We start from the raw sequence: 20,806 nt of genomic DNA, 5'->3' as shown, positions 1-20,806 counted from the left end.
GCGGGAATGGTTGGCCCGCCGTCCCTATTCCACGAAATGTTCCGAAATCAACTGACGTAGCCATTGGTTCCCGGCGTCCTGATGGTAGCGACGGTGCCAGAACACATTGGTTTGCAGCGCTGGCAGACGCAGAGGTGGTTTGACGAAGTGCAGCCCGAACGGTGCGGCGGCGCGTTCGGCAAACTTCTGCGGCACCGTCACCACCAGATCGTTCGTGCTGACGATGTAGGGCACCGCGATGAAGTGGGGCACCCAGAAGTTGGCGTCGCAACCGAAGCCCGCCTGCGCGAGAAGCTGATTGACGCGCGCATAGGGGTTGTCGCCGGTGGCGACGAACAGGTGGCGAGCCGCCTTGAATTCGGCCAGCCCAGCGTTCGGCGTGTCGAGCGCGTGACCGATGCGGAACATGCTCACATATTGCTGCCGGAACAACCTTCGCTGGAAAAACGGCCCTGTCAGATCGTCGAACGCCCCCACCGCAAGATCGATGCGCCCTGCGGCCATCGCCTCCTTCAGATCGGGCAGCGACGCCCGAACCGTGCTGATACGGACCCCCGGCGCCAGTTGTGTGCACAGGTCGATCAGCGCGGGCATGAAGTACACCTCGCCGACGTCCGTCATCGCCAACGTAAATTCCCGCTGGCTACTCACCGGATCGAACGCCTCACGATGGTTGATGGCCCGCGAAATGCCCTCCAATGCGGCCGATACGGGTTCGGCCAGCGCCTCGGCGAACGGCGTGGGCTGCATGCCGGTGCCCGTGCGCGTGAACAACTCGTCTTCGAACGTTTGCCGCAGCCGTGCGAGGCCATTGCTGACGGCGGGCTGCGATAGCCCCAGTTCCCGTGCCGCCTGAGAGATGCTCCGGTGCGTGAGTACCGCGTGGAACACCACCAGCAGGTTCAAATCGACGTCGCGCAAGGAAATCATAAAGAAAGCGTCAGCGGATCACCGGAGTGATATTCGCGTTGTGAATATAGTGGATTTGTCTATTTATATCGCAAAATGTGGTCGCTTGGCGGACAATTGTGCCATTCGAAAACAGGAGACGAGGCACTCATGCGTCAAGCAGATCAGATTCAGGGGGAATTGGGCTATTTGTCCGGTTTCGCCAACGAGTTCGCGACCGAAGCATTGCCGGGCGCGCTGCCCATCGGGCAGAATTCGCCGCAACGTGCGCCTTATGGCCTCTACGCGGAACAACTCTCCGGCACGGCATTCACTGCGCCTCGCGGTCACAATCGCCGCTCGTGGGTGTACCGCATTCGTCCTGCCGCCATGCATAAGCCGTTCACTGCGATCGAGAACACGCGCTGGCTGAGCCGCTTCGACGAGGTGCCCACGCCGCCGAACCAGATGCGCTGGGACCCGCTGCCGATGCCCGAAGCGCCGACCGATTTCGTCGACGGCATGGTGACGATGGCCGGTAATGGCGGTCCGGACGCCGGTCACGGCTGCGGCATTCATGTCTACGCGGCCAACAAGTCGATGGACGGCCGCTTTTTCTACAACGCCGACGGCGAATTGCTGGTCGTGCCGCAAGAAGGGCGTCTGCGTATCGCCACCGAATTCGGCGTGCTAGAGGTCGAGCCGTACGAAATAGCCGTGCTGCCGCGCGGCGTTCGTTTTCGCGTGACGTTGCCCGACGGCCGCGCCCGTGGCTACATCTGCGAGAACTACGGCGCATTGTTCCGTCTGCCGGATCTGGGCCCCATCGGCTCGAACGGTCTCGCGAATCCGCGCGACTTCCTGACGCCTGTCGCGGCTTATGAGGACGTCGAGGGCGACTTCGAACTGGTGGCGAAATTCGGTGGGGCGCTGTGGCGTGCCGATATCGGCCATTCGCCGCTGGACGTGGTGGCCTGGCACGGCAACTACGCGCCGTACAAATACGATTTGCGTCACTTCAACACGATCGGCTCGATCAGCTACGACCATCCGGATCCGTCGATCTTCCTGGTGCTGCAATCGCAAAGCAATGCCCCGGGCGTCGACGATATCGACTTCGTGATTTTCCCGCCGCGCTGGCTGGCGATGGAAAACTCGTTCCGCCCGCCCTGGTTCCACCGCAACATTGCGAGCGAGTTCATGGGGCTGATCCATGGCGTGTACGACGCCAAGGCCGAGGGCTTCGTGCCGGGTGGCGCGAGCCTGCACAACTGCATGTCGGGTCATGGCCCCGATGCGGGAACGTTCGAGAAGGCCTCGGCGGCCGACACGAGCAAGCCGCACAAGGTGGACGCCACGATGGCCTTCATGTTCGAAACGCCGGCGGTGATTCGCCCGACGCGCTTCGCGCTGGAGACCAAGCAGTTGCAGGACAACTACTACACCTGCTGGCAGGACCTGAAGAAGCACTTCAACCCCAACCAGAAGTAAGGGCCGATGTTGGCGTGAAAGGCACAGACGCCATCGCGCCACGACACCTTTGATCATCCTGACGGCCGACCCGGCGCTGCTCTCGCGCACGGTCGGCCGAAGCGTTACCTCGAACAAGGAATTCCACATGTCTGCTCTCCTGCAAAGCTGGGTCGCGTCTGCCAACACCGGTGTGACGGACTTTCCGCTGCAAAACCTGCCCTACGGTGTGTTCAGCACGCAAGCACTGCCCACGCCGCGCGTCGGCGTCGCGATTGGCGATCAGGTGCTCGATCTGGCGGCGCTTGAAGCCGCCGGCGTGCTCAAGGCAGGCGACACGCCCGTCTTCGCACAGGCGTCGATCAATGCGTTCGTGGCGCTCGGTAGTGCCGTCTGGCGTGCCACGCGTGCTCGCCTGACCTCGCTGCTGGCTGTCGACGGCGACGCCGCACTGCGCGAGAACGCCGCGCTCAAGTCGCAAGCGCTCGTGCCGCTGGCGCAAGCCACGCTCCATCTCCCGGTGCAGGTGCCGGGCTATACCGACTTCTACTCGTCCAAAGAGCACGCGACCAACGTTGGCAGCATGTTCCGTGACCCGGCTAACGCGTTGCTACCGAACTGGCTCGAAATTCCGATCGGTTACAACGGCCGGGCCAGCTCGGTGGTCGTGAGCGGTACGCCGCTGCACCGACCGAACGGCCAGATCAAGCTGCCGGATCAGCCGCGCCCGATTTTCGACGCCTGCCGCAAGCTCGACTTCGAACTGGAAACCGGCTTCATCGTCGGTCGTGAAACAGCCATTGGCGAAGCGCTGAGCGTGGAAGACGCCGAGGCTGCGATCTTCGGCATGGTGGTCCTCAACGACTGGTCCGCCCGCGATCTTCAGCAGTGGGAATACGTGCCGCTTGGCCCGTTCAATGCGAAGACGTTCGGTACCTCCATCTCCCCGTGGGTCGTGACGATGGAAGCCCTCGAGCCGTTCCGCGTGGCCGGTCCGGCGCAATCGCCCGAGCCGCTGTCGTATCTGCAACAGCAAGGCAAGCACGCGTTCGATATCGAACTCGAAGTCCTGCTGCAAGCGGAAGGCGATGCCGAGGCGACGTCGATTTGCCGCACGAACTTCCGTCATATGTACTGGAGCATGGCGCAGCAATTTGCCCACCACACGGTCTCGGGTTGCAACGTCCGTGTGGGTGATCTGATGGGTTCGGGCACGATCAGTGGCCCGACGCCGGACTCGTTCGGCAGCCTGCTCGAACTCACGTGGAACGGCAAGAATCCGATCACGCTGGCCGGCGGCGCGAAGCGCTCGTTCATCGAAGACGGCGACACCGTCGTGATGAGCGGTTGGTGTCAGGGCGACGGCTATCGCATCGGCTTCGGCAACGTGTCCGGCAAGATCCTCCCTGCCAAGGCGCGCTGAACGCTCGGGTCGGGCCTGCCCCCGACCCTGCCTCCGACCTGATCTCCCTACGCGGGCAAGCGTTGCCACCACGGATTGACGCGTCCCACGAGCAGGCTCGCGGTGACACGGCAACGTGTCGGCGTGTAGGCCAGTTCATTGGCGACGCGTCGCAACAGCGGCGGATCGCCCAGGCGGGCGCGACGCGGCACGCGTAGCGAGCGCCGAGGACGTGGGGTGGTCTGGACGGTGGTCTTGGTCGATGGCATGACGTGGCTCCCGAAGGTGTGTGGGTGTGGGAGCCATTTAGCCACGTCGCGGTGATACGCGACAGGTGAAAGAATCCGAAAAATGGGTACGGGGCGCGTGACGTACGCGCCCCGCGTTCACGCCGCCGACCGTGGGGTCAGCGCGGTTTCTTGACGTCAGGTGCGGCTGTCGAGAGCACCTTCGGTGCCGCATCCGGCGTGCCTTCCGGCAAGGATTCCCCATCCGCAGGCGACGCCAGCGGTGCACCGCTCGGTGCCGTCGCCGGACGGTTCAGTCCCTCGTTGATCCACGCCATCAGCAGCGTGTATGTCACGGCGAGAATCACCGGACCGACAAACAGTCCGACGATGCCGAACGTCAACATCCCCCCGAGTACCCCCGCGAGAATCAGCGTCATCGGCAGATCGGCGCCCCGGCGAATGAGCATCGGTCGCATGACGTTATCGAGCATGCCGATGAAAACCGACAGCACCAGCAGCAACGTGGCGAGCGTCGGGCTGTCTTGCCAGTAGAGCCACGCCACGCTCGAGAGCAGTACCGGGAACGGCCCGATCTGCGCGATACACAGCACCAGCATCAGCGCCGTCAGGAAACCCGGCAACGGCACGCCGGTAAGCCACAGGCCGAGTCCGCCGAGCAACGACTGCGTGACGGCCGTCACGACGATCCCAAGCGCAACCGCGCGAATCGACATACCTGCAAGCCGCACCGACTCCTCGCCACGATCGCCACCGAGGCGTCGCGCAATGCGGATCAGGGCCCGTGCGGCCCGTTCGCCCTGCATGAAGAGAATGCCGGAAATGATCAGCGTGAGGCCGAGGTGAACCACCAGCAAGCCGATGGACCCCAGCTTCGAAAATCCCCATGATGCCGCTTTGACGGCGTACGGCTGAACCTTGGAGACAAGTCCACCGGGACCCGCGGCCGCAAGCGACTGCCATTCTTCGCTGGCGCGCTGCCCGACTACGGGAATGCGCGCGAGCCAGTCGGGGGGCATGGGGAGTCCTTTCTGGCCGAAGGAATGCACCTGATCGCTGATGTCCGAAGCGTGCCCGATCAGCGTGCCGATCGCTGCCGAGAGCGGCGCCACCACGATGATCAGCATGCCGACGATCATGATGGTCGTGGCAAGCCACCGTTTGCCCCACAGGCGATGCTGGAGACCGATGAGCAGCGGCCAGGTCGAGGCGACGATCGTCACGGCCCAGATGAAGGCGGGCAGGAACGGCAGCAACACCCATAAAGTGCCGACGATCAGCAGTCCGAGGACCAGCACGATCAGCAGATTACGAGCGAGTTCGCTCGGCGTGGAATTAAGCATAGGCGCTCCGGCAGGCAGGGGGATGACGCGTCTTGCGGTGCGTCCGTCAGAAGTGTCATGCGCAAAGAACGCGCTTGGAGAGCAAGATGCCACGCCGGGGCAGTCACGGCAAGTGCGCGCAACACTTCGTCACAAAGGCGTGTGGATGTCTTCGCGTTCGCCGTCCTCAATCGAGGCCGTGGCAGTCCGGTGTCTCGCTGGCGGAGACACACCGGCGGGCGGGATCGACGTCCCCCGCTTGCGTCCCTGAAAGCTCTGATGCCCGGGATGCGGGGCATCCGGACCGGCGGACACGGGACGACCGACGTCGCCGTCCGACGACGTGCTGATGGCGTCGTTCATCGGCACGAAGACGGCGTCGTCGCCGGACGTGTCACCGGTATCGGCGTGCGGGCCGTTGGCGATGGAAAAGGCGTTCGTACGGCGGCTGGCCGGACTGGCCGGGCTGACTGGACTGTCAGGCAGATCCGAATGCGAACTGCCGGACGAATGTCCCGAATCGTCCTGCGAGACCAGTGTGACGGTGCTGATCTTTGGCCGCCCCCGCCGACGCGTGTAGGCCGTGGCAATCGCCTCATGCCGCGACGCCATGCCCTGCATCGACACAAAGGACGCAATCAGGCCGTACAGCACGCTGAGCACTGCCTGTGTGTGCCAGTCGACGCCCCCGCCCGCAGCGCTGCCGGTCTCCGGGGCAGCGGTCGTGTTAGCGCGTAGCGCCAACGCGCTTTCCCAGACGGGTTCGTCGGGACCGGGTGCATTGGACCCGTCGTCGAACTCCCCGGTCACGGAGGTGGCGCCGTGGAACGTCGACAGGAAATAGAAGCCGAGGGTCAGCGTGAGCCAGATGGCCTTCGGCGCGCCGGAGCGCAGCAACCCCCCCAAGGCGGCCTGAAACGCGGGCCAGAACGACTCGCCGGTCTGCGGCGGGACGTCGTCGCTCATCTTGCAGATCAGATCCGCAAAGCGATCCTGCAACAGCGGTTCGAGCCGGGCATGGTCCGGATCCAGCGCGATGCGGTCGACGATCGGCCCAAGGAATGCGCCGGGAATCGGACATAACAGGATCTCGAGCGCGGCGTGGATCGTGTTACCAAACCGATACGCCATGATGCCCGGCACCGCACTCGACAGCCCGGCTTCGGCAGCGATTCGCGCAAGATTGCGCACAACACCGTAGCAAAACACGAATCCGATCACGTGTGCTGCGAAGTCTCGTACCGGATGTCGCAACATGGCGCTAACGGCTTCCAGCGACTGCGTTGGCGTGATACGCGCTATCCGGCTCGCCAGTTCCGGACGCCCGGCGGTAAAGCGTGCCATGCCGATCAGGTTGATCAGTACAACCCCCATCGCTTCGATGGGCGGCCACATGAGGGCGAGACGCCGCTGCGGATCGACGGTATCGGCGAGGATGGCGAGCACGGTAGAGCCAAGGGCGAAGGGAAACGCGTCGCGCTCCAGGCCGATTTGCATCGCGCGCCACGAGACGCCGGGATGCTCGTGACGCACAAGCGCATCGAGCCGATGCCGGACCTTGTCGACGCACAGGCCGCGTTGCGCCAGCAGTTGCGATTCCGTGCGCAGATGGGGGAGTAGTTCGTCGAACCACGGCGGCGTGGCCGTTGTGGCGGTGGGGCGGCCACCACTGCGCGATGCGTCGTTGCAGTGCATGCGTTCGAAGCGGCGCAGTGCGGGCACGGCGACCTCGTCACGCAGCATCGTGTAGATCTGATCGGCGGCGGCGGGGGCGTCACGCGCAATGGTTAGGCCTGACGCGAGGGCGCGTCCCCGTTGTGCGCTCCGCGACGACGCCAGGTTGGCGGCGCGCCGCAGCACTAGCGAGAGCTCGTCGCCCTGTTCGCGCGGAATCGCCTGTGCGACAGCGGTGACCCGAGGGGCGCGATGACCCTGCGTCAGCATCAGGGCTGCCTGCTGCGCGCGGGTGAAATCGTCGACGAGGTGGCGCGCCGGTTCGGTCGAGGGGGTGGCCGCCACGGGGTCGACGTTCAATGCGTTGACGCGTGAAAAGTAGGAGGGAGCTAGCGAGAGTTCGTGAGGCATGTCGTCGGTGGACGGCCGGACACGCGCGTTTTCCCTACGCCCCTTACCCGCGCTGCCCGCGGCCGTTTCGCAGGAGAAATGAAGTGGGCGATGCTACCCGTATCCCCGCGCGACGACGACGCCCGGACAGGCGTTTAGAAACGTTCATTCGCAATCCTGCGTAGGCGCCGTCGCGCATTGGCAGTGACACATCACCGACAACCACGTAAAAGGTCGCCGACCGCCGGGGGTGTCCCGCACCTGCCTCACGCCTTCCTTCACTCACTCGGGCACGACCATGACGCCTGCACGTAGACCGTTAGCCACATTCGCATTGGGAAACACGATGCGTTCTTCCGGATGCGAAACGGTATAGGTATTCTCACCGTCGCGCGCCAGTACGGTGCCTGCGGGATATGCCGTGAAGTTCGGCGTGTCGGCGGGCACGTCGAGGACGAACGCATCCGTGCGGCGCACGATTTCAGCCGCCACGCGAAAGCGCTTCGGCTGCAACACCTGCCCATCTTCGCGCGCGGCCATGTCGCCGCCGGACAACCATCGGCGCAACGCGGCGTCGATGCCCGCGAAGTCCGCCAGCCGGTTCTCGCCGAAGGGCGCGACCTTGCCCAGCTCCAGTGTGCAACTCTCGGCCCCGAACCGCGCACAGGTGTAGTAGGAGAACGTGACGGACGGCTGTTCGGTGCGCATCGTCGCTTCGATGTCGGCGGCGGCGAGGGCGTGGAACCAGGCGGCCTGAGGGGGGTGTTCCGGGGTGCCCGGGACGACGGCGAAGCGGGGAAAAATCGAAGCGCGAATCGCAGTGTGCATGTCGATGTGACGTCGCCGGCGGCGCACGCCGTCCCCCCCTGCGAAGAACTGCGCCACGATGACTTCCAGCTCGCGTGCGCGCTGAACGGCTGGCGACTCGGCGCGCTTGGCGTGCGCGCCCTGAAACAGGCGATTGAGGTCGTATTCGAGATAGCGCTTGCCTGCGCGCACGGCATCCGGGTTGCCAAGCACCACGAGCACACGCTCGCGCAGCGTCAGTTTGCCGTCGGAGATGTCGCGCAAGATGCCGTCGACGATTTCGATGGGGGCTGTCTCGTCTCCGTGAATGCCGCAGGAGAGGATGGCGTCATAACGATGACTCGGACGGCCTGCCGCAGACGGGAGTTCGGCGTCGGCCGATCCCGACGAATCCGATACATCGGACGTGTCGGAGGCAGCAGGCGTCAATTCCAGCACGCCCTCTGCGTGCCGCTGCCAGCGCACACCGCAAGGATCGATGCCCGCGTCGTGAGGGTGATCTCGCGATTCGCGTACGTCACTGAGCCAATGACGAAGGGCCGAACGTTTGGCGTCGGTCATGATGAGCATTCTCCTAAAGCTGACTCGTATTCTATGCGTGTCCATGACGTGACTGTCATGCGACGTCGCGCACGCCCGGCGGACAAGCATTTGCCGCCGCGTGCAACGGCCGTGCGTTGTTCCGTCTGTCGAATCCGTGTCATCATGATCCGCATCGCACGCCGCATCATCGGGCGTGGCCTCTGGGACTGCGATTCATGACCGATCTGTACATCGATGGTGTCTGGCGTGCTGGTAACGGTGCGCAATTCCGCTCTCTCGATCCGATGTCTGGCGACGTCGTCTGGCGCGGGCATGCCGCCGATGCGGCGGACGTCGACGCTGCGGTGCAGGCCGCGCGTCGTGCGCAACGCGACTGGGCGAGGCTCGGCGTCGATGCCCGTCTGGCCGTGTTGCAGCGCTTCGCGGCCATCGTGACTGCGAACACGGAGACGCTTGCGGACGCCATTGGCCGCGAAACCGGCAAGCCGCTCTGGGAAGCGCGTACCGAAGTCGCGACGATGTCCGCCAAAGTGGTCAACTCGGCCAGAGCCTATCAGGAGCGAACCGGCGAGCGACGCAGTCCGGTCGCCGACGGCGAGAGCGTCGTGCGGCACCGCGCGCACGGCGTCATGGCGGTGTTCGGTCCTTACAACTTTCCCGGGCATCTCCCCAACGGGCACATCGTGCCCGCGCTTCTGGCGGGCAATACCGTGGTGTTCAAGCCCAGCGAACTGGCGCCCGGCGTCGCGCAGCGAACACTGGCATGCTGGATCGAAGCCGGTTTGCCGCCGGGGGTGCTCAATCTTGTGCAAGGTGCGCGCGACACCGGCGTCGCGCTGGCCGCGCACGACGCTATCGACGGCGTGTGCTTCACCGGCAGTTCCGCCACCGGCCGTGCGCTCCATCAGCAATTCGCCGGTCGGCCGGACAAGATGCTTGCGCTTGAGATGGGCGGCAATAATCCGTTGCTCGTCGACACGCCCGGGAACATCGACGCCGCAGTACACGTCGCCGTCCAGTCGGCCTTTCTGTCCGCCGGACAGCGATGCACCTGCGCGCGCCGGTTGCTGGTGCCCAAAGGCGGGCAGGGCGATGCATTCATTGAGCGGTTGACGTACGTCACGCAACGTATCAGCGTCGGCCGTTACGACGCCGAGCCGCAGCCGTTCATGGGCGCGGTGGTGTCGTTGCAGGCCGCACGTCGCATGACGGCTGCGCAGGCCGATTTGGTGGGGCGGGGGGCGCGCGCCATTGTGCCGTTGTCTCAGCCCGATGGCCGCTCGGCGTTGCTGACGCCAGGATTGATCGACGTGACGACGCTCGCCGAGCGCGATGCCTTGCCCGACGAGGAGTACTTCGGGCCATTGCTTCAGGTGCTGCGCTACGACACGTTCGACGACGCCATCCAGCTCGCGAATCGCACCCGTTATGGACTTGCTGCCGGGTTACTGTCCGACGATCCCGCAAGATACGAACAGTTTCTCGCCGAGATTCGGGCAGGCGTGGTCAACTGGAACCGTCCGACGACAGGGGCGGCGGGGGCCGCGCCGTTCGGTGGGGTAGGGGCGTCGGGCAATCATCGGCCAAGCGCGTGGTATGCCGCCGACTACTGCGCGTACCCAATAGCGTCGATGGAGGCCGACCGCGTGGCGATGCCGGAACGCCTGAGCCCGGGATTAGATTTTGGCGCGGCGTGATTCAGGCACAATGCCGCAGATTGCGGTACGCACTGCCGTAGGTTTTTCGTCTCAGGGATTGGGTTTTTCTCTCAGGATTTCACATGACGCGCTTTGCCCTCGAAGCCAACTTCGACGGATTGGTCGGCCCCACGCATAACTACGCGGGTTTGTCGTTTGGCAATGTGGCGTCAGCCAACAACGCCAATCGCGTATCGAACCCCCGCGCAGCCGCGTTGCAGGGGCTTGCCAAGATGAAAGCGCTGGCCGACATGGGCTATGCGCAGGGGGTGTTGCCGCCGCAGGAGCGTCCGTCGGTCGCGTTGTTGCGCACGCTCGGGTTTTCAGGGGACGACGGCGCCGTCATCCGCGCGGCTGCCCGCAGTGCGCCGGGATTGCTTGGGGCCGCCTGCTCAGCGGCGAGCATGTGGACGGCCAATGCCGCCACCGTCAGTCCGTCGGCCGACACGTCGGACGGTCGCGTGCACTTCACCGCCGCGAATCTTTGCAGCAAGCTGCATCGCGCTATCGAGCACGACACCACGTCCCGCGTACTGCGTGCTGCGTTTGCCGACGAGAGCCACTTTGCGCATCACGACGCGTTGCCCGGCTGGCCGTCGCTGGGCGACGAGGGGGCCGCCAACCACACGCGGCTATGCGGCGCGTACGGCGAGCGCGGCGTCGAGTTCTTCGTCTATGGTCGAGACGACCTCGCCACCGCCGCAGCGCCACGGCGCTTTCCCGCCCGTCAGACGCTGCAGGCGAGTCAGGCCATCGCCCGCCTGCATGGATTGAACGAGGCGGACGTCGTCTTCGCTCAGCAACATCCCGAGGCCATCGACGCGGGCGTCTTCCATAACGACGTGATTGCGGTGGGCAACGGCAACGTGCTGTTCTGCCACGCGCAAGCATTCCTCGATCAGGCGGCCGTGCTGGCCACGTTGCGCGAACGCCTGGCCGCACAGGGCACGTCGCTCGAAGTCGTCGAGGTCTCGGCAGCCGACGTGTCGATGGAAGACACCGTGGGCAGCTACCTTTTCAATAGCCAGTTGCTGGCGCGCTCGCGACAGGCGGGGGGCGGCATGCGGCTAGTCGTGCCACAGGAATGCCGGGAACGCCCGGCAGTATGGCGTTATCTGGAGTCGCTGGTCGCCAGCGGTGGGCCTATTCGCGAGCTGCACGTCTTCGATTTGCGCGAAAGCATGCGTAACGGCGGCGGACCGGCGTGTCTGCGGCTGCGTGTGGTGCTTACCGACGAACAGCGTCAGGCGGTGCACGCGGGGCTTTGGATCGACGACGCTCGCTACGCCACGTTGAGCGATTGGGTGAAGCGTCACTACCGTGACCGGTTGGCGGTGGCCGATCTGGCCGATCCGGCGTTGCTGGACGAGTGCCGCACCGCGCTCGACGAACTCACCCAACTGCTCGGCCTCGGTAGCCTGTACCCCTTTCAACGCGTGGCGTGAGCCATACCAAGTGTCGCGCCGCCGTCAATACATTGCGTTTTGCAACGACAAAGGAGTCGATTCGATGACGACGATCATTGGTTTGTCCGGCAGCCTGCGCAAGGGCTCTTACAACACGGCACTGCTGACAGCCGCTAAGGCGGTGGCACCGGCGGGCGTCACCCTGGACGTTAGAACCCTTCACGGCATTCCGCTGTATGACGGCGATCTCGAAGCGAGCGAGGGAATCCCCGCGGCGGTCACGGCCCTGAAGGACGCCATTGCCCAGGCCGACGGCCTGCTGCTCGCGACCCCCGAGTACAACAACGGTATGCCGGGCGTGTTCAAAAATGCACTGGATTGGCTATCGCGTCCGCCCGCCGATAGCGCGCGGGTTTTTCGCGGCAAGCCGGTCGCAATCATGGGCGCGTCTCCCGGCGGTTTCGGCACGATCCTTGGCCAGAACGCCTGGTTGCCAGTGCTGCGCACCTTGCAAACTAAGCCCTGGTGGCAGGGGCGGTTGATGGTCTCGCATGCGAACAAGGCCGTCGACGCGGATGGCAATCTTGTCGATGACGCTGTGCGTGCGCAACTGAAGGATTTTGTCGCGGGCTTCGTCGAGTTTGTCGGCCAGGGCAATGTTTCAAAATGATTTAGTTGTTATTCATCATGGACTTGCAATGATTATTTAACGTTAAATATCGAGATCGGAGTGATCCGGAACCTTCCCCAATCGATCGTGACGAACCGATAAGCGACGCAATTTTCCGATCATCCATCGATGCACTATGCTGGATGGAACGTGTCGGCCGACACGTCGATTGCGTCCTTTCGTCAACCGGGGGTGCCGCCATGCAGATCGAGTTTCCGGATCACCGTCCCATGTTCAACTACGAAGAGCTGACGATCGAGTTTGCGGTCGTCGTCAATGGTCGGCCGATCGACTGTGCCGTCTCCGCCGAAGCGCTGGAATCCCACTTCCACGCCCACTCGGCACGCGCTGACGACCTGCTTCACGCGTTCGAACACGGTCGCAGCCGCATCCACGCCCTCACGCGCGAATATCTCGCGATGGGACTTCCCGGTCCCGTCCTGCTGCGCAGCGGGCATTTCCGCTGGGCGCAGAGTCAGAGCGCACGCCGCTAAGCGAGAATCGAGCGACAGTTGAGCGACGTCCGGCGAGCCAGTTTTCTTCCAATGAGGTAAAGGTAGCGACCGGCGGGGTTTCGCTTGGCTGCCAAGGGTCGGGATATTGATGCGTATCAAACCCCCGATGGTTAGGCATACGACTCAATTGGCGCGCCATAGTGTTCGGCGTACACTGGTGTTGCCGCGAAAGAAGTTACTCAGCGAACTGATGTGGCGAACCCAAGAAGGTTCGTGCGCGGCACCATTGCCGATAACAATAAGGAGTCGCTATGGGCTCGGAATTTCGCGTCGTCATCGCCTCAATTGCGGCGTTCATGACGCTTGGCGGGGCATTCGCTACCATTCACGGACTGCTCTACGACAAGACACACGTGATGCACGGCGGCGTGATCACGGTGCTGTTCGGCATCTTGTTCGTCGTCGTGATGCTCACACCCTGGCCGCGCGACAGCGAGGCCGAGGCGCAGACCAAGACAAAGTCCTGATTTTCGATAGGCTTGCCGCACGACGGCCGGACCGGCGCTGGTCGGCTTACCGTTTGCGCAACGGCGTCCTACACTGAAATCGAGGGACGCCGTCGAAGCCATCCGAAGTTTGCGCGGCCCCGGCATGCGCCGATGGGGTGACGCCGCCGGTCTCGTGAAGTCTCGCGATCGAAGCACTGGCTTCGCAACGGGCGTGGCCTCGTTGCGAGGTGAAGTATGTGCTCCGATACCCGCGTCTGCATTGCCTCCATCGCCGCGTTTGTGATGCTGGGCGGCATTTTCGCCACAATCCACGGTTTGCTCTTCAACCTGCCCGAGGTGTCCCGCTACGGCGTGGCCGCCGTGCTGGCGGGTGCGACGTGCACCGCCACGATGCTGATTCCGTGGGGCGTGCGCGACGAATCGTGAGGACGCAAATCGACACCGCCCGCCCCGGGCCTGCACCCGGCCTGCACCCGACTTAAGACGCGGGCTTCTGCAGCCGTGCCCGCAGACACATGAAGGCGGGGGCTTGGGATAGCTCGTCATAAAGCCGGGGGCTGACGGCTTTCATCTCCGGCAGAGGGAGCGGTTCGACCATATGTTCGAGCTGCCAACCGGCCGTTGCCGCGGCGTTGAGAATGCCTGCCAGCGGACGACGGTAAGACTCCACAAAGGGCTTCGGCTCGCCGAAGCCACTCCAGTACATCCCGAAGCGTGTGATCTCGAAGTAGCTACGGTTGCGTCGCGTGCGCTCGTCGAGCCAGTCGCGCATGGGGTGTCCCATGGACCAGACCAGCGTGGCGCCCGGTTTGGCCACGCGCGCAAATTCACGGAACGTCGGACCGAGGTCTTCGACGTAATCGAGTGCGAGCGCGCTGACGACCGCGTCGAAACTGTCGTCGGCGAGTGTGGCGAACGGTGCACCGAGGTCTTGCACGTCGAAGGCGACGGCCATACCCCGACAGCGCTCGCGCGCCAGTGCAATCATTTCCGGCGTCACGTCGATGCCATGGACGGTGGCCCCTTGCTCGACAAGCCACGCGCTGTTGATGCCCGGCCCGCAGCCCGCATCGAGAACGTGCAAACCGGCGACGTCGCCTAGTAATTGCCGTGTGGCAGGGCGCTCGTACAGCGCGTTGTGCGGCTTGGTGACGGCAATCTCGGCGTAACGTTCGGCGAAACTGGCGTAAGCGGTGCGTCCCATCGACGACGGTTCGGATGACGACATGCGCGACTCCACGTGTGACGTCCTCGGCGCAAACGGCGAGCGTGCATCGGCAGTGGTGGCCGGGCAGGCGTCTCGATGGCGACGGGACGGATGAAAAATGCGGGGGAGCGATTGTAACGCCAAAGCGTCGAGAATCCTGCAGATGTGGCGCCCATGAGTCATTTCGACAGGGCTTTCGAGGGCGTCATCTGTCACCGATGTGGGACAATGTCGGCCTTGCCGCGCGGGGTTTCCGCCGCCGGTCTTCCTCAGATTCCAGCATGTCCCGATTGAACGCACCTCATTGCCCATCCGACGATCCGAACGCTGCACCGACCGACACCGTCGATGTTGTCGATGTTGCCGTCATCGGCGCGGGACCGGCCGGCCTGATGGCGGCCGAAGTGCTGTCGGCGGCGGGCTGGCGGGTGGACGTGTACGACGCCATGCCCTCGGTCGGGCGCAAGTTCCTGATGGCGGGCAAGGGGGGCATGAACCTCACGCATAGCGAACCCGCCGAGCCATTCGTGGGGCGCTACGGCAAGCGCGCCGGGGCCGTCGGTCAGTGGTTGCGTCGTTTCAGTGCGGACGACGTGCGCTCGTGGTCGCACCGCCTGGGCGTCGACACGTTCGTGGGCACGTCCGGCCGAGTGTTTCCCGTCGACATGAAAGCCGCACCGTTGTTGCGCGCATGGCTATCGCGGTTGCGCGCGGAGGGGGTGCGTCTGCATGTGCGGCACCGTTGGCTTGGATGGGACGAGAACGCCGCGGCAGGGCCGAACCATCTGCGCTTTGCCACGCCGACCGGCGACCGTCAGGTCCGTGCGAAAGCGGTGGTGCTGACGCTCGGCGGCGCGAGCTGGCCGCAACTGGGGTCGGACGCCGCGTGGGTGCCGTCATTGCGCGAGCACGGCGTGAGCGTTGCGCCGCTGATTCCGGCGAATGCGGGCTTCGAGACGGACTGGACGCCGCACATGCGCGAGCGCTTCGCGGGCCATCCCGTGAAGTCGGTCACGATGACCTTGCCGGACGGCACCACGCGCCAGGGCGAATTCGTGATTTCCGAACACGGCATCGAGGGCAGTCTCGTCTACGCGATGTGCGCGCCGATTCGCGACGCCATCCGGTCGAGCGGCAGCGCGCAGGTCTATCTGGATTTGCTGCCGGACTGGCGTGCGGAGCGCGTGGCGGGTGAAGTGGCGCGCCCACGCGGGTCGCGCTCGATGGCGAGCCACTTGCAGAGTCGTTTGGGCATCGCGGGCGTGAAGGCGGCGTTGCTGCGCGAATGTTTGTCTCGCGAGACGTTCAATGATCCCGTGGCGCTTGCCGCAGGCATCAAGCGCTTGCCGCTGACGTTGCTCAGGGTCCGGCCGATTGCCGAAGTCATCAGCAGCGCCGGTGGCGTGTCGCTGGAATCGCTGGATGCCCAACTGATGGTGAAGACGCTGCCCGGCGTGTTCTGCGCGGGCGAGATGCTCGACTGGGAAGCGCCCACCGGGGGCTATCTGCTGACGGCCTGTTTTGCGAGCGCTTGCGTGGCGGGCGATGGCGCGGCTGCTTACCTCGACGCGAATCGCTGAAGCGATGCTTGCCGACGGCATTCGCCGTCGGCGCTTCCCGAGTCACCCACCGGTCTGGCGTCCCCGCGCTTAGGCGGGACGCACACCCAGACGCCACAGCGACGTGACTTCGGCGCGTCGGGCGGCATGCAACGGATCGTTGGCGTCGGCGGCCTTCGGGTGATGGGCGCGCACGTCGTGACGCGCCAGCACCACGAGCCCCGCACCGTGGATCCACGGCAGCAGCGTCTCACGTGTGCGCAGGCCGAGATGCTCGGCGAGATCGGACATCACCAGCCAGCCTTCGCCACCCGGGCTCAGATGCGCAGCCAGCCCGTTCAGGAAGCCTTTGAGCATCTGGCTGTCGGGATCGTAAATGGCGTGCTCGATGGGCGCGTTGGCCTTCGCAGGCAACCACGGCGGATTACACACGATCAGGGGGGCCTTGCCTTCCGGGAACAGGTCGGCGTCGACGATCTTCACCGAGCGGTCGTAGCCAAGGCGTGCGATGTTCTCGCGCGCACAGGCCAGTGCACGGGCATCGCGATCGGTGCCGATGACTTGCGCAACGCCACGACGCGCCAGCAGTGCCGCGATTACCCCCGTCCCGGTGCCGACGTCGAAAGCAAGCGACGTGGCAGGCAGCGGTGCCTGATCGATGAGTTGCAGATACTCGCCGCGCACGGGCGAGAACACGCCGTACCACGGGTGGATGGAAGCACCCAGGGCCGGAATCGCGACCCCCTTCTTGCGCCACTCGTGCGCACCGATCAGCCCGAGAATTTCACGCAGCGAGGCGACCGAAGGGTTAGCGTCCGGTGCGCCCCACGCTTCGGTGCAGGCTTCACGCACGTCCGGTGCACGACGCAAGGGAATGCCATAGTCGGCGTCCAGCGGGATCAGCACCATGCCGAGAATGCGCGCGCGTTGCGCCTGTGCCATGCGGTGCTTGTGGAAGCCTTCGGCGGGCGTTGGGGCGGGAGCGTCCTTGGCGGCCGGTTTGCGGCGCGGGCGATGCGGCGGGCGGTCGACGCGACGCGCCATCGCTTGCATCAACTGACGAGCGTTCTGGTAATCGCCACGATAGAGCAGGGCGGTGCCGCCGCAGGCGAGTTGGTAGGCTTCGTCGGCCGTCACGGTGTCGTCGACGACTTCGACGCGACGCGGCGGCGTGACGCCAGCTTCTGAGCGCCAGCGGGCGGTGACGGGGCGACCGTCTTCGGTCCAGTCTAGCGTCGGGGTATGGTTCATGCGAGGTCTTCTGAAGGGCGTGGCGGCGCACTGTGGGTGCGCCGTAAGCCCGCATTATGCCTGCGTTGGCACGTGTCCGGGCCGAAAGCCGGTCTCGAGCGGACCGAGAAGCCGCCTTTCAGTCGGACGCGCTCGGCGCGCCGAACAGCATGCCGATGGCCTCGCGCAACGCCCGGTCGAGGATCGGATCGACGCCGTCGATGGGCCCGTCGGGCAGCGCGGGCAGGGGGCCGCCGTGACGCAACGCGGCGGCGATGTGCGTGAGAATTGCCGCGCCGGGATGCACCGGTGCGTCGTGATCGTCCCCCTGCGGGACGGTGTCGGTGATCGCATTTGCGACCCGCTCCAGCGACACGAGCGCAGGCCACCAGCGCGCGGCGCGTCGGCTCACCAGCGGCGGCTCGGACAGCGCCCGCTGCAAGGCGACGCGTGTGTCGTCCAATGCCTTGTAAGCCGCGCGTCGCGCCGCGAACGCAGCGTCCGCGTCATGCGTGTCCGCCAGTGCTGCGTAACGGCCGAGCGCGTCGAGTGCATTCGCCACCCGCTCGTCCAATTGACGGCGCTCCCACTTCGCCCACGGCAGATAGCCCACGAGCAGCACGATGGCGCAGGCGGCAACGGCATCGATGAAGCGTGCCAGCGCAATGTCCTGACTGCCCGGCTGCAAGGCCCCCATCACCAGCATCAGGATCGGGAGCAGTAACGCGCTGAACAGTCCGTAGTTACGCCGCAACGCCCACGGCAGGCAGGCCGCCAGCGGTATCAGCGTGAGGAGATTGAACCAGCCGTTGCGGTCGATGGCGACGACGGCGGCCGAGACCGCCACGCCGACGATACTGCCCACGCCGCTTTGCAACGCGCGCGCGAACACGGAGCCGTAGTTCGGCTTGAAGATCACCACGACGATCAGCGGCACCCAGTACGAGCGCGGGAGCGCCGCGACGGCGATGAAGATCTGCGCGACGAGTACGCACAGGCCAATGCGCACGAGGTAACGCCAGACGTCCGGCCACGGCCACTTCGGCATCCAGCGCGGGTGCACGGCGGCGCGGGCCTGATGACGGGCCAGCGCCACAAGGGGGGCTTCGGACGCATGCACCACACCGGTCAGGAGCGGCTCGGCGCGACGCAAGGCGGCGGCCAGCGTCGGTGCGTCGTTTTCCTTGGCCGCCGTGACGGCGGTGTCGATCGCCACGGGGCGGTCGCGCGCAATGTTGCGTGCCAAACCGTAGAGCGCCTTGCCCAGTGGTGCGGGCACCGGCTGGCCGCTCTGCACGAGTCCGATGACCGCCGACGTGATCGGCTCGGCGGCAAGGATCTGCGCGGCGCGGCGCTCCAGTACTTCCCAGCCGCTCGATGTGCTCGCCCGAGCCGTGAGCAACGTGTCGTAGGCGGCAGCAATGGCGTTTTCGAGCGAGCGCCGGGCCAGCCTTACGCGCGGTGTACCACTCGCATCCAGCACGTTCGCCAATTGCTGGTAGATCGCGGCGACGGCGTCGCGCTCGGCCGCGCCGGGGTGCCGTAGCCAATGCACGGCCATGAGCAGCATGCTGAAGATGCCACCGGCGGCGAGCAGTAACGGCGCGCGCCATTCGGGCGGGGGCAGCGCGAGGCCCCAGCCGACGATCAGGTAGACCGCGCCCTGTAACGTCGCTGCGGACGCCACGTTGCCAAACGTGCCGATGAAGCTGAAGAACAGGATGGCGATTTGCAGCAGCACGTGGGCCAGCCACGGATGGGTCTCGCCCACGGTGTGGATCAGCATCCCGGCGTGAAAGCCGAGCACGCCGGTCACGATAGTGATCAGGATGGAGCGGGCGCGCGAGCGATAGGGGCCGGTGCGGTCACCCGTGATGGCGGGCAGTGCGCCGAGGGCGATGAGCGAGGCGTCTGCACCGTAGCCGATGGATGCGCCGATGGCCGTGGGCACGGCGACCGACAGGGCGGCGTGCACGGCGTCCCAGCGCGAGAACGCCACCGGCTCCAGACGTGCCAGACGCGACATCCATGCGACGCGTCGTCCCGGCGGGGGCAAGTCGGGCGTTGGCGATGTCGGGGGTGTGCGCGTCATCGCGAGGGAAGCGCTCCCGGACTCACGAGGCGCGCGTCGGCGCGTCGGCGTCCGTCAGCGGCATCAGCTTGCCCTGACCCCGGATCCACGCATGGTCGGCACGCTCGGCCATTTCCTTGTCGCCACGGCTGTCGCCATAAGCGAAGAGCACACGCGGCAGCGCATCGTCCCACCATGCCTCGAGGCGTCTCACCTTTTCGGGACCCCAGCAGTTTGGTTGGGCGAAGGTCCCGATGAAGCGGTCCTGCGCGTCGAAGGCCAGTTCGGTACTGAGCACGGCCTCGAAACCGACGCTTGCCGCCCAGGGCCGCAGGTACAAGCCCGGCGACGCGCTCACCAGCACGATGCGGTGGCCCAGCGCGCGGTGCTGGCGAACGCGTGCGAGCATCTCGGGACGAAGCAGGCCGGGTAGCTGATGGACGATGAAGTCGCGCGCGTCCGCTTCGAGTTGCGCGCGGGAGCGGCCTGCGAAGACCGCACGCAGGAAAGCCGCTTTGGCCGTGCCCCGGTTGACGAGCTTAAGCGCCGCCCCGATCAGCCAGGGAGAGGCGAGCAACGCGCCCGCCACAAAGCGCGGTGTGCCGACGGTGCGGCGCACGAACACGCGCAGGCTGTCGGTGGTGGAGAGCGTCCCGTCGAAATCGAACGCGGCGACGATGGAAGCGTCTCGCATGCCGGGTCAGCGCGTCCCGGCCGAATGTTTGGAAGATTGAGAGAGTGGCGAGACCGACGCTGCGCTTGCGCGGGCGTCTGCGACGGCCACCAGATGCGGCCAGCGCTCGCTCGCCTGTTCGCTCGCAGCAATCGCCTGCTCGTCACGGTAATGGGGCAGCACGTCGGTGCCCACGACTTCGCGCAGGCGGTCGATATCCGATGGATAGCGACGCTCGATCATCGCGTCCGCGGTCTGCTCGGACGCGTGTTCCGCCGGATGCTCAGTCAAAGCGTCGGCATCCGACCCAACCGCATGATCGACCATGCGCGCGTCGGACGGACCGGCAGCGGAGAAGGAGGGTTCGGTCTGGCTCATGCCGGGCATTCTATACGGTGCGTCGCACACTGGGCAATTCCCGTGCCGACCGGTCGACCGATGTACCTGCCGCACGACACTCGGGGGCTAAGGTCCGCTTGCTCACTCGCACCGAGGCAAGCTAGCATGGCGCAACGTGCCATTTCCAGACACACGAACTGCGCTGTCCCGCCGGGCCTTGGCAAATCTTCGAATGGCCGACGACGT

Annotated in this window: 19 protein-coding genes; 9 read left to right on the top strand and 10 right to left on the bottom strand. The window is 65.4% G+C overall.

The genetic code is table 11. The features are described 5' to 3' along the window. Window positions 1-24 precede the first annotated feature (24 nt). Window positions 25-930 carry a LysR family transcriptional regulator gene (locus MB84_RS13420; RefSeq protein ID WP_046292138.1) on the bottom strand — a complete coding sequence of 302 codons (906 nt, stop codon included), beginning with the start codon at window positions 928-930 and terminating at the stop codon, window positions 25-27. A 129-nt stretch (window positions 931-1,059) separates the two neighbouring features. Between MB84_RS13420 and hmgA the strand changes: the two genes are divergently transcribed. Next, complete coding sequence (hmgA, locus tag MB84_RS13415; RefSeq protein WP_046292137.1) at window positions 1,060-2,379, top strand: homogentisate 1,2-dioxygenase; 1,320 nt, start codon at window positions 1,060-1,062, stop codon at window positions 2,377-2,379. A 127-nt stretch (window positions 2,380-2,506) separates the two neighbouring features. Continuing rightward, window positions 2,507-3,781 (top strand): fumarylacetoacetase, encoded by a 1,275-nt coding sequence (fahA, locus tag MB84_RS13410; protein WP_046293786.1) that lies wholly within the window; start codon window positions 2,507-2,509, stop codon window positions 3,779-3,781. A 47-nt stretch (window positions 3,782-3,828) separates the two neighbouring features. Here the strand turns inward: fahA and MB84_RS29905 are convergent, their stop codons facing one another. The 4 genes from MB84_RS29905 to astE all read right to left on the bottom strand — a co-directional run bounded on the left by MB84_RS29905 (window position 3,829) and on the right by astE (window position 8,762). After that, a complete protein-coding gene (locus MB84_RS29905) occupies window positions 3,829-4,029 on the bottom strand; it encodes a hypothetical protein (protein WP_157122718.1) in 201 nt (66 codons plus the stop codon). Window positions 4,030-4,166: 137 nt separating this feature from the next. After that, entirely contained in the window at window positions 4,167-5,351 is a 1,185-nt protein-coding gene (gene ydiK, locus MB84_RS13405; RefSeq protein WP_245725364.1) for an AI-2E family transporter YdiK, read from the bottom strand. Between the two features lie 129 nt (window positions 5,352-5,480). Further along, complete coding sequence (locus tag MB84_RS13400; protein ID WP_046292136.1) at window positions 5,481-7,364, bottom strand: hypothetical protein; 1,884 nt, start codon at window positions 7,362-7,364, stop codon at window positions 5,481-5,483. Between the two features lie 312 nt (window positions 7,365-7,676). After that, the gene (gene astE, locus MB84_RS13395; RefSeq protein ID WP_084010040.1) at window positions 7,677-8,762 is read right to left on the bottom strand and encodes a succinylglutamate desuccinylase; all 1,086 of its coding nucleotides are present in this window, start codon (window positions 8,760-8,762) and stop codon (window positions 7,677-7,679) included. Window positions 8,763-8,959: 197 nt separating this feature from the next. Between astE and astD the strand changes: the two genes are divergently transcribed. The 6 genes from astD (at window position 8,960) to MB84_RS13365 (ending at window position 13,907) form a co-directional block, all read left to right on the top strand. Continuing rightward, window positions 8,960-10,441, top strand: coding sequence for a succinylglutamate-semialdehyde dehydrogenase (gene astD / locus MB84_RS13390; RefSeq protein ID WP_046292135.1), 1,482 nt, complete (start codon window positions 8,960-8,962; stop codon window positions 10,439-10,441). 83 nt (window positions 10,442-10,524) lie between these two features. Then, window positions 10,525-11,886 (top strand): N-succinylarginine dihydrolase, encoded by a 1,362-nt coding sequence (gene astB / locus MB84_RS13385; RefSeq protein ID WP_046292134.1) that lies wholly within the window; start codon window positions 10,525-10,527, stop codon window positions 11,884-11,886. A gap of 64 nt (window positions 11,887-11,950) precedes the next feature. After that, window positions 11,951-12,517, top strand: coding sequence for an NADPH-dependent FMN reductase (locus MB84_RS13380; RefSeq protein ID WP_046292133.1), 567 nt, complete (start codon window positions 11,951-11,953; stop codon window positions 12,515-12,517). A gap of 200 nt (window positions 12,518-12,717) precedes the next feature. Further along, window positions 12,718-13,011 carry a DUF1488 family protein gene (locus MB84_RS13375; protein ID WP_039403045.1) on the top strand — a complete coding sequence of 98 codons (294 nt, stop codon included), beginning with the start codon at window positions 12,718-12,720 and terminating at the stop codon, window positions 13,009-13,011. A 272-nt stretch (window positions 13,012-13,283) separates the two neighbouring features. Next, window positions 13,284-13,499 carry a DUF2964 family protein gene (locus MB84_RS13370; protein WP_046292132.1) on the top strand — a complete coding sequence of 72 codons (216 nt, stop codon included), beginning with the start codon at window positions 13,284-13,286 and terminating at the stop codon, window positions 13,497-13,499. 216 nt (window positions 13,500-13,715) lie between these two features. After that, window positions 13,716-13,907: a DUF2964 family protein gene (locus MB84_RS13365; protein ID WP_046292131.1), complete on the top strand. Its 192-nt coding sequence runs from the start codon at window positions 13,716-13,718 to the stop codon at window positions 13,905-13,907. A gap of 52 nt (window positions 13,908-13,959) precedes the next feature. Here MB84_RS13365 and MB84_RS13360 read toward each other — a convergent pair whose 3' ends face one another. After that, on the bottom strand, window positions 13,960-14,709 hold the full coding sequence (locus tag MB84_RS13360) for a class I SAM-dependent methyltransferase (protein WP_046292130.1): 750 nt from the start codon (window positions 14,707-14,709) through the stop codon (window positions 13,960-13,962). Window positions 14,710-14,969: 260 nt separating this feature from the next. On the opposite strand from MB84_RS13360, the gene MB84_RS13355 reads away from it, so the two are divergent. Next, on the top strand, window positions 14,970-16,268 hold the full coding sequence (locus MB84_RS13355) for a TIGR03862 family flavoprotein (protein WP_084009775.1): 1,299 nt from the start codon (window positions 14,970-14,972) through the stop codon (window positions 16,266-16,268). Window positions 16,269-16,337: 69 nt separating this feature from the next. Here MB84_RS13355 and MB84_RS13350 read toward each other — a convergent pair whose 3' ends face one another. The 4 genes from MB84_RS13350 to MB84_RS13335 all read right to left on the bottom strand — a co-directional run bounded on the left by MB84_RS13350 (window position 16,338) and on the right by MB84_RS13335 (window position 20,599). Beyond that, window positions 16,338-17,498 (bottom strand): methyltransferase, encoded by a 1,161-nt coding sequence (locus MB84_RS13350; protein ID WP_046292129.1) that lies wholly within the window; start codon window positions 17,496-17,498, stop codon window positions 16,338-16,340. Between the two features lie 118 nt (window positions 17,499-17,616). Further along, on the bottom strand, window positions 17,617-19,569 hold the full coding sequence (locus tag MB84_RS13345; RefSeq protein ID WP_084009774.1) for an FUSC family protein: 1,953 nt from the start codon (window positions 19,567-19,569) through the stop codon (window positions 17,617-17,619). A 22-nt stretch (window positions 19,570-19,591) separates the two neighbouring features. Further along, window positions 19,592-20,242 carry an HAD-IB family hydrolase gene (locus MB84_RS13340; protein ID WP_046292128.1) on the bottom strand — a complete coding sequence of 217 codons (651 nt, stop codon included), beginning with the start codon at window positions 20,240-20,242 and terminating at the stop codon, window positions 19,592-19,594. A gap of 6 nt (window positions 20,243-20,248) precedes the next feature. Continuing rightward, window positions 20,249-20,599, bottom strand: a complete 351-nt coding sequence (locus tag MB84_RS13335) for a hypothetical protein (protein WP_157122716.1) — start codon at window positions 20,597-20,599, stop codon at window positions 20,249-20,251. Window positions 20,600-20,806: the final 207 nt, after the last annotated feature.

The organism is Pandoraea oxalativorans (assembly GCF_000972785.3).
Classification (GTDB): Bacteria; Pseudomonadota; Gammaproteobacteria; order Burkholderiales; family Burkholderiaceae; genus Pandoraea; species Pandoraea oxalativorans.
The sequence above is the reverse complement of the archived record's forward strand: the minus strand, read 5'-3'. Positions and strand labels throughout refer to the sequence as shown.